The sequence below is a fragment of the Granulicella sp. L60 genome, from assembly GCF_009765825.1.
In the GTDB taxonomy this organism is placed as follows: Bacteria; Acidobacteriota; Terriglobia; order Terriglobales; family Acidobacteriaceae; genus Edaphobacter.
In genome coordinates, this window is sequence record NZ_LMUR01000022.1 from 532,122 (window position 1) to 555,826 (window position 23,705).

16 protein-coding genes and 1 pseudogene are annotated in these 23,705 nt (G+C 58.7%); 7 read left to right on the top strand and 10 right to left on the bottom strand.

Annotated elements, in window-relative coordinates; all coding sequences use genetic code 11:
* From GSQ82_RS23185 to GSQ82_RS23200, 4 genes and pseudogenes are all read left to right on the top strand, one after another.
* Positions 1-731, top strand: a pseudogene (locus tag GSQ82_RS23185) (hypothetical protein); the annotation flags it as partial.
* Positions 732-736: 5 nt separating this feature from the next.
* Entirely contained in the window at positions 737-1,534 is a 798-nt protein-coding gene (cmk, locus tag GSQ82_RS23190; RefSeq protein WP_158794635.1) for a (d)CMP kinase, read from the top strand.
* A gap of 264 nt (positions 1,535-1,798) precedes the next feature.
* Positions 1,799-1,999 carry a cold-shock protein gene (locus tag GSQ82_RS23195; RefSeq protein ID WP_013581125.1) on the top strand — a complete coding sequence of 67 codons (201 nt, stop codon included), beginning with the start codon at positions 1,799-1,801 and terminating at the stop codon, positions 1,997-1,999.
* Positions 2,000-2,205: 206 nt separating this feature from the next.
* A complete protein-coding gene (locus GSQ82_RS23200) occupies positions 2,206-2,895 on the top strand; it encodes a Pr6Pr family membrane protein (RefSeq protein ID WP_158794636.1) in 690 nt (229 codons plus the stop codon).
* Positions 2,896-2,935: 40 nt separating this feature from the next.
* Here GSQ82_RS23200 and GSQ82_RS23205 read toward each other — a convergent pair whose 3' ends face one another.
* Positions 2,936-3,931 (bottom strand): hypothetical protein, encoded by a 996-nt coding sequence (locus tag GSQ82_RS23205; RefSeq protein WP_254061869.1) that lies wholly within the window; start codon positions 3,929-3,931, stop codon positions 2,936-2,938.
* Between the two features lie 207 nt (positions 3,932-4,138).
* On the opposite strand from GSQ82_RS23205, the gene GSQ82_RS23210 reads away from it, so the two are divergent.
* On the top strand, positions 4,139-6,628 hold the full coding sequence (locus tag GSQ82_RS23210) for a 2-oxoglutarate dehydrogenase E1 component (protein ID WP_158794637.1): 2,490 nt from the start codon (positions 4,139-4,141) through the stop codon (positions 6,626-6,628).
* A 214-nt stretch (positions 6,629-6,842) separates the two neighbouring features.
* On the opposite strand, the gene GSQ82_RS23215 is transcribed toward GSQ82_RS23210, so the two are convergent.
* Positions 6,843-8,543: an MFS transporter gene (locus GSQ82_RS23215; protein ID WP_158794638.1), complete on the bottom strand. Its 1,701-nt coding sequence runs from the start codon at positions 8,541-8,543 to the stop codon at positions 6,843-6,845.
* 104 nt (positions 8,544-8,647) lie between these two features.
* The gene (locus tag GSQ82_RS23220) at positions 8,648-11,392 is read right to left on the bottom strand and encodes a glucosidase (protein WP_254061870.1); all 2,745 of its coding nucleotides are present in this window, start codon (positions 11,390-11,392) and stop codon (positions 8,648-8,650) included.
* A 292-nt stretch (positions 11,393-11,684) separates the two neighbouring features.
* Here GSQ82_RS23220 and GSQ82_RS23225 point away from each other — a divergent pair, with 292 nt between their 5' ends.
* Complete coding sequence (locus GSQ82_RS23225) at positions 11,685-13,289, top strand: Na+/H+ antiporter (RefSeq protein ID WP_158794639.1); 1,605 nt, start codon at positions 11,685-11,687, stop codon at positions 13,287-13,289.
* Between the two features lie 351 nt (positions 13,290-13,640).
* Here GSQ82_RS23225 and GSQ82_RS23230 read toward each other — a convergent pair whose 3' ends face one another.
* Both GSQ82_RS23230 and GSQ82_RS23235 read right to left on the bottom strand, forming a co-directional pair.
* Entirely contained in the window at positions 13,641-14,423 is a 783-nt protein-coding gene (locus GSQ82_RS23230; protein ID WP_158794640.1) for a HugZ family protein, read from the bottom strand.
* 282 nt (positions 14,424-14,705) lie between these two features.
* A complete protein-coding gene (locus GSQ82_RS23235; protein ID WP_158794641.1) occupies positions 14,706-16,538 on the bottom strand; it encodes a phosphoenolpyruvate carboxykinase (GTP) in 1,833 nt (610 codons plus the stop codon).
* A 177-nt stretch (positions 16,539-16,715) separates the two neighbouring features.
* Between GSQ82_RS23235 and GSQ82_RS23240 the strand changes: the two genes are divergently transcribed.
* Positions 16,716-19,061 (top strand): Tex family protein, encoded by a 2,346-nt coding sequence (locus GSQ82_RS23240; protein ID WP_158794642.1) that lies wholly within the window; start codon positions 16,716-16,718, stop codon positions 19,059-19,061.
* 39 nt (positions 19,062-19,100) lie between these two features.
* Here the strand turns inward: GSQ82_RS23240 and GSQ82_RS23245 are convergent, their stop codons facing one another.
* The 5 genes from GSQ82_RS23245 to hisH form a co-directional block, all read right to left on the bottom strand.
* A complete protein-coding gene (locus GSQ82_RS23245; protein WP_158794643.1) occupies positions 19,101-20,141 on the bottom strand; it encodes an AI-2E family transporter in 1,041 nt (346 codons plus the stop codon).
* 303 nt (positions 20,142-20,444) lie between these two features.
* Positions 20,445-21,443, bottom strand: a complete 999-nt coding sequence (locus GSQ82_RS23250) for an aldo/keto reductase (RefSeq protein ID WP_158794644.1) — start codon at positions 21,441-21,443, stop codon at positions 20,445-20,447.
* 87 nt (positions 21,444-21,530) lie between these two features.
* Positions 21,531-22,232, bottom strand: coding sequence for a HisA/HisF-related TIM barrel protein (locus tag GSQ82_RS23255; protein WP_158794645.1), 702 nt, complete (start codon positions 22,230-22,232; stop codon positions 21,531-21,533).
* A 61-nt stretch (positions 22,233-22,293) separates the two neighbouring features.
* Positions 22,294-23,070 carry an imidazole glycerol phosphate synthase subunit HisF gene (hisF, locus tag GSQ82_RS23260; RefSeq protein ID WP_158794646.1) on the bottom strand — a complete coding sequence of 259 codons (777 nt, stop codon included), beginning with the start codon at positions 23,068-23,070 and terminating at the stop codon, positions 22,294-22,296.
* Position 23,071: 1 nt separating this feature from the next.
* The gene (gene hisH / locus GSQ82_RS23265) at positions 23,072-23,683 is read right to left on the bottom strand and encodes an imidazole glycerol phosphate synthase subunit HisH (RefSeq protein WP_158794647.1); all 612 of its coding nucleotides are present in this window, start codon (positions 23,681-23,683) and stop codon (positions 23,072-23,074) included.
* Positions 23,684-23,705 lie beyond the last annotated feature (22 nt).

The window sequence follows — 23,705 nt, forward strand, 5'->3', positions numbered from 1 at the left end:
AGCCCGGAACCTTCGGACGCAAGCGCGAAGGCTTCAGCCGCGACTCCGGCGACGCCCGCCCCCCCCGCCGCGAGTTCACCCCTCGTCCCGGCGGAGACTCCAGCGACAGCCGTCCACCTCGCCGCACCTTTGGCGACAAACCAGCCTTCGGCGGCCCCCGCAGACCGGGCAGCTTCTCCGCCCGTCCGCAGCGCAGCGCAGACGGTGGCGACCGCACCAACGGCTTTGCACCCCGCAAGCCCTTCACCCCGCGCGAAGGCGGAGCAGGCCCCTCACGCTTCGGCGACAAGCCCGCCTACACTCGCGACCGTGATAACCGCAGCGACGACCGTGGAGGCCGCAGCGAAGGCCGCAACGGACGTCCTAGCGGCCCACCCTTCCGCAAGTTCGACGCCCCCCGCACCCCGCGCCCATCCTTCTCCGACCGCCCCGCCCGTCCCGAAGGCTCCGGCGACTTCGCCCCCCGTTCCACCAGCGGCTACGCCGGCAAACCCAGCGGGGGCTTCGGAGCCAAAAAGCCCTTCGGCAAGTCCGGTGGCAGCTACGCCGGAAAGTCCTCAGGCGGCTATGCCGGAAAGTCCAGCAGCTTCGCCGGCAAGAAGCCCTACACCAAGTCCGCCGCAGGCGGCACAGGCAAACCCGCCAGCACCTTCGACAAGTTCAAGGGCAACAACAAGCCCTTCGGCAATCGCACTCCCACGCGCAAGTTCAAACCAGCGAAAGATGAATAAGCCGGATGACCCCATCGAGCACCGAAGCCAGCCAGCAGCAGCCTGAGCCCTCCACGCCACCCAGGCGCCAGCGGCCCGTCATCGCCATCGACGGACCCGCCGGCGCCGGCAAGAGCACCCTCGCCGCCCATCTCGCCCGACGCTTCGGCTTCCTCAATCTCGAGACCGGAGCCATGTACCGCGCCCTCGCGCTCAAGGCCATCGAGAACGACTTTGCCTTCGACGAAGAGGCTCCCCTCATGGAGCTTGCCTCGAACACCCGCATCGCCCTCGAGCCTAACCTCGAAGGCAACCGCGTCCTCCTCGACACCATCGACGTCTCCCGCCGCATCCGCGAGCAGGATGTTACCTCCGCCGCCTCCCAGATCTCCATCCATCCCAACCTACGCGCCTGGATGGTCCAGCAGCAGCGCGCCCTCGGCCAGGCCGGTGGCGTCGTCATGGAAGGCCGCGACATCGGCACCGCCGTCTTTCCCGACGCCGAGGTCAAGATCTTCCTCGACGCCGCCCCGGAGGTTCGCGGCAACCGCCGCTTCCGCCAGGTCACCCCCGCCGGCTCCGTCCCCACCGCCAAACAAAGCTCCTCCCGTCAGGCCCCCGATCCACAGACCGACCAGCAGCACCGCCTGGCCGAAGAGGCTATCCTCCTCGAACTTAAAGAGCGTGACTACCGCGACCGCCACCGCGCCCAGTCACCCCTCCAGCCCGCGGCCGACGCCATCATCCTCGACTCCACCGCCATGACCCTCGACGAAGTCCTCGCCCGCGCCGAAGAGATCGTCCGAGCTCACCTTCCATCCTGATTAGCCAGCCAAACCAGCACCGATCGGATGAATTAGCCCGCGCGGACATAAAGAAAGCATCTTTTTATGCTCCGTGTCCAGCCTGTTTGCACCATAAATAGTGCAAACGAAACTATTTAGCAAAAATAATAGTAGAAAAACTTGTCAACTGTGCTAACCTTCACTCATCGTTTGAAACAGATTGGTTTTCTGCATAGCTCGTACTGTACGAACCCCGATTTGGATCTAGCGGCAAATTCAATAAGTATTAAGGAAATAACGGACATGGAACAGGGAACAGTGAAGTGGTTTAACGATGCCAAGGGGTTTGGCTTTATCAGCCGTCAGAACGGCGAGGATGTGTTTGTTCACTACTCGGCGATCAATTCGAACGGTTTCAAGAGCCTTCAAGAGGGCCAGGCTGTTCAGTTCAACGTAGTTAAGGGACCCAAGGGTTGGCAGGCGTCTGACGTCCAGCCTCTCTAGTCTTTAGCTTCGCGACTACAGCGACAACAAGTTTTGCGAGAGGGGCGGCTCAGGCTGTCCCTCTACGCCTTTAAATGTAGCTAATCTATACTGACTATCCGGCACTTCGACCCTGTCGCCGCCCCGGATTCAGAAACGTGGTTCTGCGCCACCCTACAAGTCTGCTATCGTAAATCCGATCGCATCTTGCACAGGGAAGAGGCGCAATGGCGGGCGCACAGGCACGAAGCAAACCTTACTTCTTCGTGATGGCGGTCATCGCCTGGCTCGCCCTGATCCTGCAGATCGCCCTTGTCCTCAAGACCCTTGAAACCACCGGCCAATTTGTTCTCAGCAGCCTCATCAACACCTTCAGCTACTTCACCATCCTCACCAACCTGCTGGTCGCGATCGTCTCGACCGCTGCAGCCCTGCGTGGCCCAAATGACCCAAAGGACAGCTCAGACGACGTCTTCCTCACCCGCCCATCTACCCTGTCTGCCACCGCCGCCTACATCCTTATCGTCGGCGTCACATACTCCCTCCTGCTCCGCTCCTTCTGGGACCCCACCGGCCTCCAGGCCGTAGCCAACTCCGCCCTGCACGACGTCACCCCCGTCCTCTATCTCCTCTGCTGGTTCTTCTTCGTCCCCAAAGGAACCCTCCATTGGAGCCAGCCCTTCCGTTGGCTCCTCTATCCCGTCCTCTACGTCATCTACTGCCTGCTCCGTGGCATGGCCACCGGCATCTACCCGTACCACTTTGTAGACGCGACCATACTCGGCTATCCCAGAGCCCTTATCAACACCGCCGCCGTCCTATTCAGCTTCTGGCTGGTCGGCCTGCTCCTCGTCGCCCTCGACCGAGCCGCCGCCCGAGCCATCGCCCGACGCACTCCAAACCTCACCCACACCTAAGCGGAAGCATCTCCGCATTCATCCGCAGACATGCACAAACTCACTGTTGAGGCGGCGTCTCCGGCTCCACCGTACCCACACCCGGCAGAATCCGCGAAGTAGCCTTGAACTTCCTGTAGTCCGACTCCACCGCTCGCACATTCCCATGGAAGCTGAAGAACAGCAGCGCCCGCGCCGATCCCTGCCCCTCGAACATCGCCGGCAGCCACACTTCGCCGTTTACCTTCCGCTGCTCCATCCCAAAGCTCGTTCCTTTTTTGATATCCGCCAGCAGCCCGCCGCCAACCTTGAAGTCGTTCAAGAAATGCCCGTTCGCCTTCACCAGCATGCGGTCCTGTTCATCCACCCACGCCGTCCCTGCCAGGTCGCGCACAACCTCTTCAAACCGATTCTTTGTCTTAGCCTTTGGGTCACCCGTAAAGTCCACCACAATCGTGTCTCGACCGTTCAACTGCACCCGCCGCGCATTGGTAAAGCTTCCCAGCTCCAGCGCACGCGAAGCCGTCATCAACTCATGGCCGCGCGGGTCCGACTCCTTACCCTCCTCATCGGACTTATCCCGCCTCTCCTTCGCCTTGGCCGCCTCTTTATCGACCTTTTCGTTCTCCTTCTTCAACTCCTCCGCGCTCAGCTCTTTCCCATCCTTCTTCACCAGCCTGCTTACCGGCACACCGTTCTCCCAGAAGCTCTCAAACTCCCTGGTCTCCGTCTTCTTCAACTTGCCATGCCCATCGACTTCGTTCTCCGTCACCACTGACCGGTACATATAATTCTTCTCCACCGCCTCGGACAGCCTCTGATTCGCCTCCACCGACTTCATCAGTGCAGGAATATCCGGCAACGGTCGCGCCTCACCCTCGCTCTTAGCTCCCTCTGGCACCACAGCCACCGAACCCGCAACCGCTCCAGCTTGCCCACCTGCGAACGCAACCCCATGCGCAGCGAACATCCACCCCAGCGCCACCACAAGAACGAGCCCACGCAACCCAGCCACCATACATCCACTATAGTTCTCAAAACCACGCAGAGCGCCCATCCGGCCTCATCTTCGCAGCCAGCAAGAGCAGCCCATGCGCCTCATCTGCCCCGCCAGAAACTCTTCTCACCTACTCACAGGGGGTGCAACTTCTTGGTCATTCTCAAGGCACTTCTGCGAACCGACGTGCAACAGCCAGCCGAAAGGTCTAGCATAATAAAGTACGCGAAATTCCCCTTTCGCGAGCAGACCAAAAGCGAGGAAGCAATGGCCACCAAGGCAGGTATCGTCACCCCCCCAGTCAACGTCACAGAACCGCAGGAACGCGAACTTACCTTCGACATCTTTCGCCGCTGGGGATATCTGCAAGCCAATCTCGATCCACTCGGACAGTACCTCCCGCCCGAGCCCTTTCCCGTCGCCGTTCCCGAAGGCGAAGCCGCTGCCGAAGCTCGCAGCTTCTACTGCGGCACCATCGCTGCCGAGTTCATGCACATCCCCAGCCCCGAGCAGCGCCAGTGGCTGCAGGAGCAGCTCGAGCAGCCCACGCCCAAACCCGATCAGGCCCACGTCCTCACCCAGCTCATCCACGCCGATCTCTTCGAGCAGGTCATCCAGCAGCGCTACCTCGGCACCAAGCGCTTCTCCCTCGAGGGCCTCACCGTCCTCATTCCGTTCCTCGATCAGGTCTTCGCCACCGTCTCCGCTGCAGGCGTCACCCGCTCCCTCATCGCCATGGCGCATCGTGGCCGCCTCAACGTCATGACCAACACCATCGGCCGCGCCCCCTCCGAGATCTTCGCCAAGTTCGAAGACGTCGATCCGCGCAGCACCCTCGGCGGCGGCGACGTCAAATACCACATCGGCGCCACCGGCGAGTACCACTCCCCCGACGGCAAGACCATCGGCCTTCACCTCGCCTCCAACCCCAGCCATCTCGAAGCCGTCAACCCCGTCGTCATGGGCCGCGCCCGCGCCTACCAGATCCGCATGGGCGAAGAGGGCAAGCAGCGTGTCCTGCCCATCATCATCCACGGCGACGCCGCCTTCGCCGGACAGGGTATCACCGCAGAGTCGCTCAACCTCGCCTCCCTCGCCGGCTACAACATCGGCGGCACCATGCACATCATCACTAACAACCTCCTCGGCTTCACCGCCAACCCCGAAGAGTCGAACTCCTCCCGCTTCGCCACCGACCTCGCCAAGCGCCTGCCCATCCCCATCTTCCACGTCAACGCCGAAGATCCCGACGCCGCCGTCCGAATCGCCCGCATCGCAGCCGAGTATCGCCAGCGCTTCCACGCAGACGTCGTAGTCGATCTCATCGGATACCGCCGCTTCGGCCACAACGAAGCCGACGACCCCACCGTCACCCAGCCGCGCCGCTACGCCATCATCAAGGAGCGCGCACCCCTCTATCAGCTCTATGCAAAGTCCATCGGCGTAGATCCCGCCCCCGAGACCAAGTCCATCCAGGAGTCGCTCCTCGCCGACCAGACCGCCGCCACCAAGGTCGAGCACAAGCCCGTCCTCTCCAAGCTCCCCGACTACTGGAAGCCCTACCACGGCGGCGAGCTCACCCCGGCCGACAAACAGGTCACCACCGGCATCTCGCCCGAGCGCGTCCTCGAACTCTCGCGCCTCTCCAACAGCTATCCCGCCACCTTCCACGCCCATCCCAAGGTCGCCAAGCTCTACGAGCAGCGCATCGAGATGGCCGAAGGCAAGCGCCCCTTCGACTACGGCGCAGCCGAACTCCTCGCCTACGCCTCCCTCCTCGCCGACGGCACCCCAGTCCGCCTCGTCGGCCAGGACTCACAGCGCGGCACCTTCAACCAGCGCCACTCCGTCCTCGTCGACACCGAGACCGAGGTCCGCTACGCCCCGCTCGATCACATGACCGACACACAGGCCCGCTTCGAGGTTCACAACTCGCTCCTCTCAGAAGCCGCAGCCCTTGGCTTCGAGTACGGCTACGCCCGCGACTTCCCCGAAGCCCTCGTCCTCTGGGAGGCTCAGTTCGGCGACTTCGTCAACGGAGCCCAGACCATCATCGATCAGTTCATCGCCGCCGGTGAAGCCAAATGGGGTCTCCTCTCCGGCGTCGTCATGCTCCTTCCCCACGGCTATGACGGCCAGGGTCCTGAGCACTCCTCCGCGCGCATGGAACGCTTCCTCCAGCTCGCTGCCAACGACAACATCGTCGTCGCCCAACCCTCCAACGCCTGCCAGTACTTCCACCTACTCCGTCGTCAGGTCATGCGTTCCACGCGCAAGCCGCTCGTCATCTTCACCCCCAAATCGATGCTGCGCCACCCCGACGCCACCTCCACCATCGCCGAATTCGGCAAGCCCGCCTTCGAGAACGTCCTCCCCGACAACGACGTCGTCAACCCGCGCCGCCTCCTCATCTGCAGCGGCAAGATCGGCCACAACCTCCGCGTCGAACGCGCCAAGCGCAAAGACATGTCCGTCGGCATCATCTTCATCGAGCAGCTATACCCCTGGCCCGAGGCCGAAATCCAGGCCGCACTCGACCAACACCCCTCCGCCGAAGAGATCATCTGGGTCCAGGAAGAACCAGCCAACATGGGAGCCTACAGCTACGTCATGCCCGAGCTGCGCCGCGTGACCGGAGACCGCACCGTCCTCAGCGTAAAGCGCCACGTCAGCGCCACACCCGCCACCGGCTCCGCCAAGGCCCACGAGATCGAAGAGAAGACCCTCATCGACCTCGCCCTCGGCACCGTCGTCTAGAGCCTCTTCACTGCTGTACCAGGCAGTATCGACATATAGCCTGAGCGCAAGTGATGGATGGATAAAGAACGTGTCATCCTGAGCGGAGCCTCTCGCAGTTTCATCGCGAGAGGCGTAGTCGAAGGACCTGCGATTGGTTCGGCGTGCCTATACTTTTTCCATATCTCGCACTACATCTGGGCAAGTTCCGCATCGCTCTTTAGGCCGATACCCCCTAGAAAGAAAAGTTCGCCGGCGGCGGATCCGGAGCATGCGAGGGAACCGGATTCGCAATCTCCCTCGCATAGATCTGGTAGCTTATCTTCGGCGGTTCATCCCCCCGATGCAGCGCCCGCACACGCGCACGGATCGCCTCATCCGCCGCTGTAATGCGTTCACGCGACCGCAAAAAGTCCAGCCACGACTCCATCACAAACGTCTCGTTCAAATTCTCTTCGTCCAGCGCATCCCGATAGATCCCCCACCGTATCGCGCCATCACGCAGCCGCATCCCGCGAAGCTGGTGGATCGCCAGCGTAAACTCCGCGTAGTTCTCCGCCGGAATCATGTAGTCGATCGAGATCCGCACCGGCCCCTCGTTCGGATCGCTATGCGCTCCCAGCTCCGGCGCAGGCCGCTTCCACTGGTGCGGCGTATGGTCCGGCGCAGGTCCCTGCAGAATATGAAACCGCCGCGCAATCGGAAACGTAATCAGCAGCCCACAGGCTGCCGTCGTCAGCGCAATCGGCGTCGAAGCGCGCTCCGCAATCACGCCCCACACCACCGAACCCAGCGCCATGCCGCCCTGAAACGTCATCAGGTACGTTCCCAGCGCACGCGCCTGCACCCACGCCGGCACCGCCAGCTGCACCGACACGTTGATCGTCGACATCGTGCTCGTCCACGCAAATCCCGAGAAGATCAACGTCCCAATAATGATCGCAGGACTCCGCACAAACGCCAGCACCAGCAGCACGCAAACGTTGTACAGCGTCGAAGCCGCCAGTATCTGATCGGCTGAAAACCTCTGCCGCACCCGGTGCAGCGTCGTCGCCGCAATCACCGCGCCCAGCCCCAGCGACCCGTTCAATATGCCGTATCCCAACGGCCCCTGCTTCAGATCACGCCGCGCCACCACCGCCAGCAGCGACCATATCGCCGAGATAAAAAACGTGAAGATAAACGCCCGCACCAGCGAACACTGCAGGTCCGGCGCATACCGCACATACCGCAGCCCCGAACGAATCGAAGCCGCAATCCGCTCCGAAGGCAGCGCCGACTTGAACAGCGGAATCCGCTTCCAGTTCACCAGCACCCAGATCACTCCGGCAAACGAAAGCGCATTCAGCGCAAACACCGACCCCGCGCCCGTATGCACCCTCTGAAAGCCAGCCATCATCAGCCCGCCCAGCGCAGGCCCCACCGCACGCGCAAGATTGTTGCTCGCCGCGTTCAGGCTCACCGAATCCGGAATCAGCTCACGCGGCACCAGCTCCGGCACAATCGCCTGCCACGCCGGATTGTTCATCGCCGACCCGATGTTCAGCAGAAACGTAAATGCCAGCAGCGTCCACGGCGACACAAACCCGAAGAACGTCAGCACCGCCAGAACGCCCACCGAACCCAGCATCCACGCCTGCCAGAAGATCAGCAGCTTCCTCCGGTCGAAGATATCCGCCGTCGCCCCCGCCAGCAGCCCCAGCAGAAGCACCGGAAGGCTCGCCGCCGTCTGCATCAGCGCAATCAGCAGCGGCGACGCCGTCAGCGACGTCATCAGCCACGTTCCCGCCGTATCCTGCATCCACGTGCCCACCGACGACACCGTGCTCGCAATCCAGCGGTCGCGAAACAGCGGCAGCCGCAGCGGTTCGAACCCCCCAGGTTTCGGTGAGGTAGCAGAGATAACCGGGCCAGTGTTTGGAGTCTCAAGCGCCATCGTTCCAACTAGTGTAAGCGGTCGCCGTTAAGACGCGTACGACCGCAGCATGTATCCCCGCTGTCATTCGTCTGCGTTCTATCTGCCTCTTCTGCCAAATGTACTCACCGCACCGTCTGCTTCAGCCGATGCATCTTCTCCATGCACGTAGCCGCCAGCGCAGTCCAACCCGTCTGGTGACTCGCACCCGTCCCGCGTCCACTATCGCCGCAGAAGTATTCGCTAAACAGAACAAGATCCTTCCAATGCGGATCGTCGATGTAACGCCGTTCCTCCCCATGCGACGCCCGCCGTCCCTCAGCATCGCGCAGAAAGAGCCCAACCAGCCTGCGCGCAATCTCCTCCTGCACCTCCTGCAGGGTAAGCATCTTGCCGCTTCCCGTCGGGCACTCCACCTTCAGCGTGTTCCCATACACCGCGTGATAACGCTCCAGCGCATTCAGCAGCAAAATGTTCATCGGGAACCACACCGGCCCGCGCCAGTTGCTATTGCCGCCGAACATACCGCTGTCGCCCTCGCCCGGAACATACTTCACCACCATCGTCTTCCCACCCAGCTCAACCTGGTAAGGATTGTCCCGATGACGCTCAGACAAAGCGCGCACCCCATGATCCGAGAGGAACTCCGTCTCATCCAGAAGCCGCGTAAGAATCCGCAGAAGCCGCTCCTTGGGAACGAGCGCGATAAACTTAGAGCCCGCAGACGCCGGATCGTCGCTCTCAAAATCGGAGACATGCTTCGCAAGCTCAGGCTTATTCTCAAGAAACCATCGCAGCCGCTTACGAAACCCTGGCAGCCGTTCCACATCCTCCCGGCGAAGAATACAGATGGCATACAGCGGCACGATGCCCACGATCGAATGAACCTTCAGCGGCCTCGGAGGTTGATTCGCAGTGATCAGTTGGTCGAAGTAAAAACCATCCTCCTCATCCCAAAGCCCGCTCCCACCCAGTCCATTGATCGCGTCGATAATGGCGATGTAGTGCTCAAAAAACTTGCTGGCAATATCTTCATAAGCCGGCCGTGTCTGCGCAAGCTCAAGCGCGATCAAAAGCATCGCCGAGCAGTAAAGCCCCATCCACGCCGTGCCATCCGCCTGGTTGAGGCTCGTTCCATCCGGCATCTTGATGGACCGGTCGAACACCCCAATATTGTCCAGCCCCAAAAATCCTCCGCCGAACAGATTGTTGCCCACCACATCGTTTCGATTCACCCACCACGTAAAATTCAGCAGCAGCTTCTGAAAGGCCCGCTCCAGAAAATCGACATCCTTCGTCCCACCGCTTCGACGCGCATCGATCAGATAGACATGCATCACCGCCCAAGCGTGCACCGGCGGATTCACATCTCCAAACGAAAACTCATACGCCGGCATCTGCCCGTTCGGATGCATGTACCACTCACGCAGCAAAACCAGTAGCTGATTCTTCGCGAAGACCGGATCCACCTCCGCCATCGGAATCATGTGAAACGCCGTGTCCCACGCAGCAAACCACGGATACTCCCACTTATCCGGCATCGAAAGAATGTCCCTGCAGTACAAGTGCTTCCAGTCGGAGTTCGGTCCCTTCAGCCTCTCCTGTGGCGGCTTCGGCTGAGCAGGATCTCCCTCCAGCCACCGCTCCGAAACATAGTAGTAGAACTGCTTCGTCCACAACAGCCCCGCATACGCCTGCCGCGAGACATTCCGCTCATCCTCGTTGAACGTCTCAGGAATGCGCTCTCCATAAAACTCATCAGCCTCCCTAATGCGCAGCGCGAAGAGCTCATCAAACTCCCGCAGACCAACCACCGAAGGCTCGCTCTCATCCTCGCGCACCAACCTCAACCGCAGCACCGTCGAAGCCCCCGCGTCAAGCCTCACCCGATAAACAAACGCAGACTTCGTGCCGCGCATCTCCGGATTGACCGCCTCCGTCTCCCCTCGCACCAGGTAGCGGTCGAACGCATCCTTCGCAAACCCCTGCGCACCTTGAAATCCCGGAACCGGCCGCGTGAAGTTCGTATCGTTCTCGGTAAAGATCACCTCTTCCATCACCGGCCCCGACGCCTCAACCTCGCAAAACCGGTAACGCCCCAGCGTCTTATGATTCGCAACGACGGTCTTCCCGTGCATCCGCATCCAAGGCCTCGTCTCCTCCCCCAGCTCCAGATTCCGCCACGACCAGTTATTCCTCAGCGTCAGCGTCGGCGCCACCGTAAGCTCCGCCGCATCCGGCCCTCGATTAGAAACCGTCAGCCGGATCAGCGTATCCTCCGGTCCCGCCTTCGCATACTCCACCTCTACATCGAAGTAGCGCTCCTCATCGAAGATGCCCGTATCCAGCAGCTCATACTCCGACTCGTCATACCCACGCCTCCGATTCGTCTCCACCAGATCGTTATACGGAAAAGCCCTCTGCGGATACTTGTACAAACCCTTGCAGTACGAGTGCGTCGGGGTCGCGTCCAGATAGTAGTACTGCTCCTTCACATCCTCGCCGTGGTTGCCCTCAGGATTCCCCAGCCCAAACAGCCGCTCCTTCAAAATAGGATCGTTGCCGTTCCACAACGACGTCGAAAAACACAGCCTGCACTCACGGTCCGTCCAACCGAAGATCCCATCCTCGCCCCACCGATACGCGCGATAGCGTGCCATGTCATGCGTAAAACTCCACGCATTCCCATCCGCCGAATAGTCCTCCCGCACCGTCCCCCACTGCCGCTCCGGAAGATACGTTCCCCACCGCTGCCAGTTCTCCGCGCGCGTGTTGGACTTCGCCAGCCTCTCGTCCTCTACCGTCATCACTGGCTGCTTCAACTCTTGCTGATCTGCCGATGTCCTGTCGCCCATATCGTATTCACTCATCTCTGAAGTCAAAGCAACTGCAAGCGCAGCGAACTCACCTGTGCAATCCACAGTCGATTGTACCCAGAGCAGGTCAAGCCAAACGCCTACCGCAGCATTGGCCCGTTATTACCGATCGAAGACTCATTCCGGTTGCCTGTCCCTCGCCAGAATTACAGACCTGTAAAGCCGGCTCAATCGGAGTTTGCAAAGGGAATCGCCGTTCCTATGTGGAGCGATAATGAATCATGCTCTTCTTAGCTAACACCCGCAAACACAACGTCACGAAACTCTGCATCCGGCGGGTAAGTTGATGGTAGGCGGCGTACAAGCTGTATTTCTGCTTCTCCTGGTCTTCGTGGCCGTATTTGCGGGACTGGCACGTCGGTTGAAGGTCCCCTATCCAATCCTGCTCGTGGTTGCCGGACTGCTGCTGAGCTTTCTGCCGGGAATGCCGCGGATCGGGTTAGATCCCAATCTGGTCTTTCTGGTATTTTTGCCCCCGCTCCTATACTCTGCCGCCTGGACTCTCTCCTGGAGAGAGTTCCAGCGAAACTTCGCGAGCATCGCGATGCTTGCAGTGGGACTGGTGTCGTTCACCGTTCTGGGACTGGCGATGACAGCCGGATGGTTGCTGCCTGGATTTGATTGGAAGTCCGCAGTGCTGTTGGGTGCGGTAGTGGCCGCCACCGATGCCATTGCGGCCGCCTCAATTGCACGGAGAGTAGGACTGCCGCAACGCATCGTGCACATCCTGGAAGCTGAGAGCCTGGTCAACGACGGCACCGGACTCCTGGCGTTGCAGTTTGGGCTAGCCATACTCATGACAGGCCGAACTCCATCCATCTTGGAGGGAGGGGGGCGACTGATCTTCCTGATCGGCGCAGGCTTGGTCGTGGGGCTCGCAATCGGTTTCGTCGTGGCCTTATTTGAACGTTGGGTCGATGACGGGCCGATTGAGATCGTGATCAGCATCCTGGTGCCCTATGCTGCTTACCTCATAGGCGATTGGGCGCACGCGTCAGGTGTGATAGCAGTCATTGCATGCGGCATGTATATGAGCCGGAAGAGCCCTGAATATATGTCACCGCAAGTGAGATTGCAGGCGACGGCGGTATGGGACGCGCTTACCTTTGTGCTGAACGGCATCGTGTTTGTGCTGATCGGACTGCAACTCCCGTATGTGATGGGAGAGATTCGCGGCCTGAGCCACATGGTATTGCTTGCGTATGGAATCGGCTTTAGTGCTGCGATCATCATTCTTCGGATGGTCTGGGTGTATGGAGAGACCTATATCGCGTATGCAGTTCGGCGGTGGGTGCTGAAGACCGAAGCCGAGAGGCCAGAGCCACGAGGACTCTTTGTGATCGGGTGGGGAGGAATGCGGGGTGTCCTGTCGCTGGCAGCGGCGGTCTCGCTGCCATATACGCTGCCCGGAGGAAGGATGTTTCCGCAGAGGAGCATGATCATCTACCTCTCGTTCTGTCTGATCGTCGCGACCCTGGTATTGCAGGGCCTCTCGTTGCCCTGGCTCATCCGGAAGCTCAGATTGTCAGATCTGGATCACATCGACGACGAAGAGCAGGAAGCAAGACGAATCATGCTGCGAGAAGCTCTGGTGCATTTGGCTCGCAACCGTTCGAAGAATCGGGATCAGTCGGCGATGTTTGGAGAGTTGATCGCGAACTACCAACGAAGACTCGATGCCATGCCCGCCGAGCGCGAGGAGCAAGTGAAGGGGCTCGTCGACCAGAACCGCAGAAATGAGGCAGTTCTGGCGGCACTCCAGATAGAGCGTGAAGCACTCATTCGGCTAAGGGACGAAGGACGAATCGACGATGAGGTATTGCGGACGCTACAGCGGGAGCTCGACTTTACAGAGAGCCGCGTCCATACCGGCTCGATACTATCGCTCTAGGCTGTATCGCCACATTCCAGTCCTGCTTTGTTCTGTCCCTTTGTTGTCATCCCGAAGGTATGCTTCTGCCTTTGCATGTTCTTCCTCAAGCCAGACCCCAGGCTTCTACGTCACCGATAAGAAGCGTTCTCTTCCGTTGTCGTCCAACAACTTCCAAAGATGGCGCCAGCAAGCTCAACACCAGCTTAAAAAGGAAACCCACGCAGCGCGGTGGGGGCTGTTGCGTGGGTATTCCGGTAAAGCAACGAAGTGGGTGGACTTCGTTACGACCGACTCAACCCGAAGGGAGTCTGGCCATTCATTTAAGGTAACTGCAAAGCCGTCTGGAGTCAATACCAAATTAGTGGAAACTCAGGTCTGACGCGCCTGCTTGACCATTTCGACAAGGACCGCGCGAGTCTCCCCCGCAGAGGCCGCCTCCCGCAAAAAAACGATCCGCGCACCCTTCACTCCAGCCGCCGTCTGCACCCGCACATGGAAGCCCAGGCGGTCCACAGACGTCATCGTAGCCGACTCCCCTTCTAACCCTGCATGGACCCGCGACAACAGCACCAGGGCGTCCCCATGGTCGGCGTTCATATGCTCCAGGATGCCCCGTGACGCCTCCGCTAGCGGGTCAGGCAGGGCAACCCCATACTCCTGCGCCGCGACCCATCCCATCACGCCAAATCCACCCACGTAGTAGATCTCCGTCGGCTCCAGCCGAAAGAACGCAAAGTCGGTAAAGTCCACCCAGTACTGGCTCCCCGGATGAGCCTTCAGATACAGCTCCCGCACCCCGGCCTTCTCCTCCTCAGGCACCTGCGTCACATCGCCCACCACCGTAACCCGCGACGCACCCAGCACATCGCCATCGGCAGCCGGCTGAGCCACAAACAGGCTCGCCCGTCCGTCCGCCTTCAGATTCTGCGTATGCATCGCCATCGTGCTGATCAGAAACAGCGGACGTCCCGCCGAATCAAGCGCATACGGCATCAGCGACCCAAACGGAAAGCCCGCCTGCCTGCGCGAGACCGTCGAAAGCGTACCCACGCTGGCCAGATGCATCAACGTACGTGAGCGTTCTGCATAGCTCGGTTCAGGAACCTGTGGCTTTGGATCAGGGTTATACGGTGCAGCATGCTGATTCGACATAGTCCTCTGCGGCCTCTGTCAGGGCCAAACTTAGACAGACGTTGCTCACTCCAACCCATCGTCCAAACACTAGAACGAAGCCAACTGGTCGGACCAAAATAAATATCAAAAACCTGGCGTATCGTTCAAGGTAATTTTGAATGGCATCTCCAGCCATACATACACCACGCTAATTACCACGATTGCCATGCAAAAACACCACGTTTGCACACCACGTTTCGCAAAAAACCCTTGAAAAACCACAATCCACCACGCTGGGAAAAACCGCGCAAACGCGCAGATTTAAAGCCGGCAGATCAGCAGCTCTCGCTCGTAGATCATCTCCGGTGGAAGGTGATCGTGAAGCATAAGAAATAGCTCCTCATGCCCCATCACCTCCCGCTTCCACTGCTCCCGATCCACCGTCTGTAACTCCTCGAACAGCGCCCGCGGAAACTCCAAACCCTTCCAGTTGATATCGTCATAGTGCGGCGTCCATCCGATCGGCGTCTCCTTGCCCAGCGCCCGTCCCCGCACGCGATCCACGATCCACTTCAAAACCCTCATGTTTTCGCTATATCCCGGCCAAAGGAAGCTTCCATCCGCGCCCTTCCGAAACCAGTTCACATGGAACACCCGCGGCGTAGCCGAAAGGTTCCGCTGCATCTTCAACCAATGCCTGAAGTAGTCGCCCATATGATACCCGCAGAACGGCAGCATCGCCATCGGATCACGCCGAACCTTCCCAGTAGCTCCCGCCGAGGCCGCCGTCGTCTCCGACCCCATCGTAGCCCCGATATAGACCCCGGCAGACCAGTTAAACGCCTGATAAACCAACGGCATAGTAGTAGGCCGCCTACCCCCGAAGATGAACGCGCTGATCGGAACCCCATTCGGATTCTCCCAGTCAGGATCGATCGTAGGACACTGCCTCGCCGGAGCCGTGAAGCGTCCATTCGGGTGCGCCGCCGTCAATCCCGTCTCCTTCGCAATCCCAGGAGTCCACCTATTTCCCCTCCAATCAATGAGTTCCGACGGAGGAGCATCCGTCATTCCCTCCCACCACACGCCGCCCTCCGGCGTAAGCGCCACATTCGTAAAGATCGTATCTCTCGCGAGCGTAGCCATCGCGTTAGGATTAGTCTTCGCACTCGTCCCCGGAGCCACACCGAAGAACCCAGCCTCCGGATTGATAGCGCGGAGCTGGCCATTCGCATCCGGCTTGATCCACGCAATATCGTCCCCAACAGTCCAGACCTTCCACCCATCGAAGCCTGCAGGCGGAATCATCATCGCAAAGTTAGTCTTGCCGCATGCCGACGGAAACGCTGCCGCAACGTAGGTTTTCTCATGCGTAGGCGACTCAACCCCAAGGATCAGCATGTGCTCCGCCATCCAGCCCTCGTCCCGCGCAATGTTCGAGGCGATGCGCAGAGCAAAGCATTTTTTACCAAGCAACGCGTTCCCGCCGTAACCCGAACCGTAGCTCCAGATCTCTCGCGTTTCGGGGAAGTGAACGATGTACTTCTCGTCGTTGCACGGCCATGGAACATCTCGCTCCCCAGGTGCAAGTGGCGCGCCCACCGTGTGCATGCAAGGGACAACGCGCTTCTCATCCTTATCAATCTCTGCAAAGACAGGCGCACCAATGCGTGCCATGATGCGCATGTTAACCACGGCGTAGGCCGAATCGGTCAGTTGAACGCCGATCTGCGACATAGGAGATCCGACCGGACCCATGCTGTACGGCAGCACATACATGGTGCGGCCGCGCATGGCACCGCGAAAGAGCTGTTTAAGCTTCTTCCGCATTACGTAAGGGTCTTCCCAGTTATTGGTCGGCCCCGCTGTGTCTTTGGAGAGAGAACAGATGAAGGTGCGGTCTTCAACACGCGCAACGTCGTTAGGTGCCGACCGTGCCAGGAAACAACCGGGCCACAGCTCCTCGTTCAGTCTGGTGAAAGTTCCAGCGTGTACGAGTTGGTCGCAGAGAAAATCGTACTCAGCCTGCGAGCCGTCGATCCAGTGAATGCGGTCCGGCTGGCACAGATCGGCCATCTTTTCGACCCAGCGAATGAGATGTTTGTTTGTTGTAGGAGGAACGGTAATGGCTGTCTCGGTGGCAACGGTCTTCATAGGTCGGCGTAGATCCTTCGCCTATAAGTCTTCGCCTCCACGAAGAGGCTGTCAACCTTGGCGTCGCCAACGCATTTACGGGCAGCAAAAGTCCATAGCGTGCCATCTTGCTGGAAGCAGGCCGGAGTAGGTGGCGAGTTTTCCTAGTCCATTGGCGATAGCATGACTAGACAAGATATGACTGACGTAAGCGCTCTCTCTCCCCAGATTCTTCTTCACATCGCCCAAACTCTCAACCTCCCCATGCATGGTCTGGTAGCGGTAATTACGCTTCTGGATGAAGGAGGAACTGTCCCGTTTATTGCCCGTTACCGCAAGGAAGCTACCGGGAATCTCGACGAGGTGCAGATTCGCGATATCGAAGAGAAAATCGCCTACTTTCGCGATCTCGCGGTGCGGCGAGCGACGATCCTCGCTTCGATCGCCGAACAGGGAAAGCTGAGTGATGAGTTGAAGGCGCGGATTGAGGCCACGCTGGATAAGAGCGAACTTGAGGATCTGTACCTGCCATATCGGCCGAAGCGGCGAACCAAAGCAACGATAGCGCGCGAGAAAGGCCTCGAGCCACTGGCGAACTATCTTTGGGACCAGAAGTTGGCGGAGGAACCGCTGAGCGTAATGGCTGTAAGGTTTGTCGATGCTGACAAGGGTGTCGCCTCGATCGATGACGCGCTTGAAGGCGCAAGACACATTGTCGCCGAGAAGATCAGCGAGAGCGCCGATTTGAGAAAAGCGGCTCGTGCCCTAATGTTCGAAGAAGGCGTCGTGGTGAGCCGCAAGGCGATGGACGCTGTCGATGAGCAGGAGAAGTTCAAGATGTACTACGAGTACCGCGAGCCGGTGAAGACGATTCCGTCGCACCGGATGCTGGCGATTCGCAGGGGTGAGAGCGAGAGCGTTCTGTACTTTCTGATCGAACTAGAGCCGCTTCGAGCGACAGGAGTTCTGCGGCGTGGAGTGCTCCGTGAGCAGGGAGATTGGACGCCGCAGCTGGAGCTGGCAATTGATGATTGCTGGTCACGGCTTCTGAACTCTTCGATCCAGGGAGAGCTTCGACTGGAGCTGAAGAAGCGCTCCGATCTCGATGCGATCCAGGTGTTCCGTGAAAATCTGCACCATCTTTTGCTCGCTCCTCCGGCTGGGCCGATCTCAGTGCTAGGTATTGATCCGGGGCAGAGGACAGGTTGCAAGGTCGCGGTTGTCGATGAGACAGGAAAGTTCCTGGCGAACGACGTGTTGTACCTGCATACCTCAAAGAGTGCGGCGGATGCTGCGGCGAAGACTCTTGAGGCACTGGTCGTGAAGCATCAGGTGCGAGCAATTGCGATAGGGAACGGGACGGCTTCGCGCGAGACTGATGCGTTTGTACGAGACTTTCTGCGAGAGCGCGGGTTGGAGAATATCTTTTCGGTGACTGTGAGCGAATCGGGCGCGAGCATCTATTCGGCCTCTGATATAGCTCGGCAAGAGTTTCCCGACCTCGACCTCACCGTGCGCGGCGCGATCTCAATTGCACGCCGCTTACAGGATCCACTTTCGGAGTTGGTCAAGGTTGATCCGAAGTCGATCGGTGTTGGGCAGTATCAGCATGATGTGGATCAGAGGCAGTTGCAGCAGTCGTTGGAGACGGTGATTGAGAGCTGTGTAAACCGTGTTGGCGTTGACCTGAACACTTCATCGTGGACGCTGCTGCGATATGTGTCGGGCGTAACCGAGCGAACGGCACTGAACATTGTGAGTTATCGAAATGAGCATGGACGGTTTCGATCTCGGATGCAACTCATGAAAGTTCCTGGAATTGGAGCGAAGACGTTTGAACAGGCTGCAGGATTTCTGAGGATTCGTGATGGAGAGAATCCACTCGATATGACTGCCGTACATCCGGAGTCGTACACGGTGGTCGAGCAGATTGCAGTCTTGCTGAAGTCTCCGGTGGAGGAACTAATCAAGAGTCCTCAGTTGCTGGAGAAGGTGGATAAGAGCGCGCTTTCGGCTGGAAGTTTTACGCTGAACGACATTCTGGACGAGCTTAGAAGGCCGGGACGCGATCCGCGGGATAAATTCGTTGCACCGAGCTTCAATGAGAGTGTACGGGAGTTGGCGGATGTGCTTCCGGATATGGTGCTTGAAGGCGTGGTGACGAATGTGACTAAATTTGGTGCGTTCGTCGATATAGGGGTGCATCAGGACGGTCTGGTGCACATCAGCGAACTCTCGGTGAAGTACATAAAGGATCCTTCGGAGGCAGTGAAGGCTGGTCAAATCGTTAAGGTGAAGGTACTGAGTGCCGATGCGAAGACGAAGCGGATTGCGCTGTCTATCAAGGCACTGCATGAAGCTGGGCCGAGAGGCGCGAAGCCAGCGACGACCTTGTCAGCAGCGAGCGGATCGGCTGGACCGAAAGGGCAGGGAAGATCGCCGGTGAGAGCGCAGGTGGAGGTGAAGGCTCAGATTTCGCCTGAACCTCCTGCGAGCTTCGAGGACAAGCTGGCGATGCTCACGTCGAAGTGGAAGGTCCGCTGACGTTCTACTCTTAGCCAATCCATTTTCATGTGCGCTAGGTTATTGGGCTAGACTGTTTGTGCGTGCGCGCCAGACATCGAGCAGGGTGCCACCGATGGTGAAGACAACGGGGCCGAGGATGATACCGAGGGGACCGAAGACGGCGATGCCGCCGAGGATGGTGATCAGAATGGTTGCAGTGTGGGCTCGCAGGTGGGACCCCACCAGAATTGGATAGAGGATGTTGTCGATAGTGCTGACGATGACGCCTCCCCAAATCGCGAGTAGCGCTGCCTTGCCCCAGTGACCGTTCAGGCCCAGATAGATTGCGACGGGTCCCCAAACGAGGAACGCGCCGAAGGCTGGGATCATGGCGAAGACGGTGAGAGTGAAGGACCAGAGGATGACACCGGGAACTCCGAGTGTCCAGAAGGCAAGGCCTGCGAGGACGCCCTGAACCAGTGCGATGGTGAGTCTGCCGAGTGCCGTGGCGTAGATGGTGTCGTCGACGCGATCGAGGAGTTCGGTTGCTTCGTCTTCGCGGAGGGGGAGAAGGGAGCGGAGAGAGGTGAGGGCGAACTGGCGGTCGCGGAAGAGGAAGAAGAGAATGAAGAGCATGACGACGAGTTCGGTGATGATGCGGACCGAGCTGTCGACGAAGGCACCAAGCCTGCTGCCGATATAGGTGGCTGTGGTACGAGCCGCGTTGTTGACGTCGATGGAGGCCGAGAAAGACTGGATGCTTGAGGCGAGTGCGGGGCGGTTGGCGATGTAGTCGGTAACCCGATTCTGGGCATTTGGATCGCGGAGAGAGACTACGGCGGCAAGGGCCTGCTTGCCAATATCTTGCGCGAGAAAGAAGCCTGGGACGATGACGGCGAGGATGACCAGGATGACAGCCACCGTGGCGCAAGTGGTGCGATGCGGGATGCGGCGGGCGAGCCAGTTGTAGGGCTTCTCTGTGATGACCGCGAGGACGATGGCGCCAACGATGGCTGAGAAGAACGGGTACAGGATTAAAGCGCAGAGGATGAGAATGCCAGCGGTGAGGAGAAACAAGGTGATTCGTCTCCATGGCACTTCATCGGGACTCTCCTGCATTGGGTTCGGGCTCCATTCGTTGATGTGATGCGGCTCTACGCCAGAGGTCTCGCGATGGTGCTCATCGGGTTCGGGTACTCTCAGCAATTGTTCAGAGCTACTGCCGATCTATGAGATCTGCCTTGCACGAGCTGAGTTCTTCTAGAATTTTTCTGATTTCTATATTCAGTATAGCGGCGGGCTAAAACACCAGCGCCACTCGATTCGTGTGACGCTGGTGGCTTACTCATCCGCTGCGACGGAAGGACTGCGGTGGATTCTTGAATTCAGCGCCGGTCGAAGGTCCTTGCTGGGTTAGGACGATCAGGAAAACCCGAGCACAGGATGTGGAGTATACGGCTCCTCCAGGGATGCGATCTCCTCCGGGGTGAGTTTGACCGAAAGCGCAGAAACCGCGTCTTCCAGATGATGTGTCTTTGTTGCTCCGATGATTGGCGAGGTCACAACCGGTTTGCTTAGCATCCATGCCAGTGCCAGGGTAGCCCTTGAGATACCCCGCTGCTCCGCCATCTCGCCCAATCGATCGACGACCAACTTATCGGCTGCCTCGGTCTTGGTGTAGATGGTTTTGCTGAACTGGTCTGTCTCGGATCGTTTCGTCGTCTCGGACTGCCACGCTCGTGTCAACCGTCCGCGCGCCAGCGGGCTCCACGGCAGTACTCCTACGCCCTCGGCGGCACATAGTCCCATCATCTCCCGCTCTTCTTCGCGGTAGATGAGATTGTAATGGTTCTGCATCGAGATGAATCTCGTCCACCCATGCAGGTCGGCCAGATAAAGTGCCTTCGCAAACTGCCACGCATACATCGATGATGCGCCAATATATCGAACCCTACCTGACTTCACCACATCGTGCAGGGCTTCCATCGTCTCCTCAATTGGAGTCTCATAGTCCCATCGGTGGATCTGGTACAGGTCGACATAATCGGTGCCCAAACGCTTCAGGCTTTTATCCAGTTCATAGAAGATCTCCTTGCGCGACAAACCCTTTCCATTAGGCCCCTCGCGCATCACTCCATGTACCTTCGTGGCGATCACCACATCCTCGCGCCGGATATTCACCGATAGAAAACGTCCTAGCACCTCCTCGCTTTTGCCGCTGGAATAAACATTCGCAGTATCGAAGAAGTTGATCCCAAGATCGAGCGCTTGTTTGAAGAACGGTTGGCTGTCCTCCTCGCTCAGGCTCCAAGCGTGACGTCCGGGTTTCAATTCACCCGATCCAGGCTCACCATAGGTCATGCATCCGAGACAAATTCGCGAAACTTTAAGCCCAGTTCTGCCAAGATTCACATAGTCCATATTTCCATATCCTCCACGCCCAATTGCCTAATGACTACGACCAGTGTCCATCAGATGCCTCATCTCTGCAAAAGCTGCAATCCAGCCTCAGGCGTCCATCGCACCGGAATAAATGGCCATTCCGACCACTGCATCTACGCCCATCGCATCGAGCGCATCGATTTCACCCCGTTCCCTGATTCCTCCGGCTACGATCAACTGCTTTGCCGTACAGGCCCGCAGCACCGCGGCCACATCCAACGGAAACCCCTTCATGGTCCCTTCTGTATCGACATGCGTATACAGAAACGCCGCAGCGCAGTCTTCAAGCCAGGTCACGGCTTCCTCCGGGGTTAGATCCACAGAATCTTTCCAACCTTTCACCGCTACGCGACCACCTTTGGTATCGATGCTGAAAGTCAGCGCCTCTTCGCCAAGTGTCTTCTTTAGGTCTTCTGCAAACTCCAGCCGAATAACCTTGTGCCGGCGCGACTCACCCTCCTTCGCTGCCTCAAACAGGCTGGACCCGTAGACCACGCGCTTTGCGCCCGATTCAAGCAACCGCTGGCCATCTTCCGCCGTCTTCAACCCTCCGCCTACCTGGCAAGGCAGCCGCTTGCAGATCATCTCCACCAGCGCTCGGTTTTCTCCCTGCCGCATCGCTGCGTCAAGATCGATCAATTGAACCAGCGGATACTTCAAAAACTGCTCGATCCAGTATTCGAAATCATCGAACGCCAACTTCAGGGTCTCGCCTTGTACGAGCTGCACAATTCGCCCGCCCATCAGATCAATCGAAGGTATCAACATTATTTTTCTTCCTTAGGCATTTTGCGATATCAAAGTGATTCGCATTCAGATCGATATTTCTTCAACAGGGCAGCCGCACACCCACATGTACTTTCTGCAATTCCGTTTTTAGCTGTCGCGAGTCTGTCACTCCGAAGTGGAAGATGCTGGCCGCCAATGCTGCATCGGCCCTTCCACGTCCAAATACCTCGGCAAAGTGGGCTGCAGTTCCAGCACCGCCCGAAGCGATCACAGGAATCTGCACTGCAGCGCTGACCATCGCAGTCAGCTCGCAATCGAATCCACTTCGCATCCCATCCGTATCCATCGAAGTTAACAGGATCTCTCCAGCCCCGCGCTCCTCGGCCTCACGAGTCCAATCCAGCACGCGCAAGCCTGTGGCCTTCCTGCCGCCACTCACATACACCTCAGCATCTTCAATTGGAGAACCCCCTTCTGTACGCCTTGCATCGATCGCAACAATCACCGCTTGCGCGCCAAAGCTGCCGCCAATCTCCCCAATCAACTCCGGTCGCGCAATGGCACTCGAATTGATGCTGACCTTGTCCGCACCCGCGTGAAACACTGCGGCAGCATCCTCCGCTGAACGAATTCCCCCCCCCACAGTAAACGGAACAAACAATCCAGCTGCCGTTCGCTTCACGGTGTCGAGCAGAGTTCCTCTTCCCTCATGGGTTGCTGTAATGTCCAGCAGTACGATCTCGTCCGCGCCTCCTGCTGCATGTCGGTGCGCCAGTTCCGCCGGATCGCCGGCATCGACGATATCGACAAACTGGACACCCTTTACTACGCGGCCACCGCGAACATCCAGGCAGGCGATAATTCTCTTCGTCAGCACACTACAACTCCACAAAGTTCTTCAAAACCTGCAAGCCCACTGCGCCTGACTTCTCCGGATGAAACTGCACACCCATGATATTGTCCTGCTCCACGGCTGCGGTGAACGTTCCGCCATATCTTGTAACTGCCGCAGTAGCTTGAATGAGCGGTGCTCGCCAGGAGTGGGTATAGTAGACAAATCCACCGTCCACTACACCACGCAGCAGCCTCGAATTTGCTTTCACACCTTCAAGCGAGTTCCACCCCACATGAGGCGACTTCAGATTTTCCCCCTCAAACGAAGCAGGGAAGCGTTCGCACACTCCACCAAACTGTCCCAATCCTGCAATATCTTGGGCTTCGGTAGATCCTTCAAACAGCCATTGCAGACCGACGCAGATTCCTAAAAACCAAGTGCCCTTGGTTACAGCCTGTCGGATCGCGTCTGTGAGCCCTAACTCCTGTAGCAAAGTGGTGGATTGAAAATGCCCTACTCCAGGCAACACTGCTTTAGAGGCCCGCAGGACCACAGCAGGGTCCTGCGTCACGACGATCTCATGCGCGCCAAGATAGTTCAGGGCCTTCACCACGCTGGTCAGGTTTCCTGCCCTGTAATCAATTACCGCAATCACGCAACCAGCCTCCGGCCTTCGG

What these genes read in the sequence shown, in the direction of transcription:
- cmk (WP_158794635.1), top strand. Translation starts at nt 737, where the DNA reads ATGACCCCATCGAGCACCGAAGCCAGCCAGCAGCAGCCTGAGCCCTCC.
- GSQ82_RS23195 (WP_013581125.1), top strand. Translation starts at nt 1,799, where the DNA reads ATGGAACAGGGAACAGTGAAGTGGTTTAACGATGCCAAGGGGTTTGGC.
- GSQ82_RS23200 (WP_158794636.1), top strand. Translation starts at nt 2,206, where the DNA reads ATGGCGGGCGCACAGGCACGAAGCAAACCTTACTTCTTCGTGATGGCG.
- GSQ82_RS23205 (WP_254061869.1), bottom strand. Translation starts at nt 3,931, where the DNA reads ATGGGCGCTCTGCGTGGTTTTGAGAACTATAGTGGATGTATGGTGGCT.
- GSQ82_RS23210 (WP_158794637.1), top strand. Translation starts at nt 4,139, where the DNA reads ATGGCCACCAAGGCAGGTATCGTCACCCCCCCAGTCAACGTCACAGAA.
- GSQ82_RS23215 (WP_158794638.1), bottom strand. Translation starts at nt 8,543, where the DNA reads ATGGCGCTTGAGACTCCAAACACTGGCCCGGTTATCTCTGCTACCTCA.
- GSQ82_RS23220 (WP_254061870.1), bottom strand. Translation starts at nt 11,392, where the DNA reads ATGAGTGAATACGATATGGGCGACAGGACATCGGCAGATCAGCAAGAG.
- GSQ82_RS23225 (WP_158794639.1), top strand. Translation starts at nt 11,685, where the DNA reads ATGGTAGGCGGCGTACAAGCTGTATTTCTGCTTCTCCTGGTCTTCGTG.
- GSQ82_RS23230 (WP_158794640.1), bottom strand. Translation starts at nt 14,423, where the DNA reads ATGTCGAATCAGCATGCTGCACCGTATAACCCTGATCCAAAGCCACAG.
- GSQ82_RS23235 (WP_158794641.1), bottom strand. Translation starts at nt 16,538, where the DNA reads ATGAAGACCGTTGCCACCGAGACAGCCATTACCGTTCCTCCTACAACA.
- GSQ82_RS23240 (WP_158794642.1), top strand. Translation starts at nt 16,716, where the DNA reads ATGACTGACGTAAGCGCTCTCTCTCCCCAGATTCTTCTTCACATCGCC.
- GSQ82_RS23245 (WP_158794643.1), bottom strand. Translation starts at nt 20,141, where the DNA reads ATGCAGGAGAGTCCCGATGAAGTGCCATGGAGACGAATCACCTTGTTT.
- GSQ82_RS23250 (WP_158794644.1), bottom strand. Translation starts at nt 21,443, where the DNA reads ATGGACTATGTGAATCTTGGCAGAACTGGGCTTAAAGTTTCGCGAATT.
- GSQ82_RS23255 (WP_158794645.1), bottom strand. Translation starts at nt 22,232, where the DNA reads ATGTTGATACCTTCGATTGATCTGATGGGCGGGCGAATTGTGCAGCTC.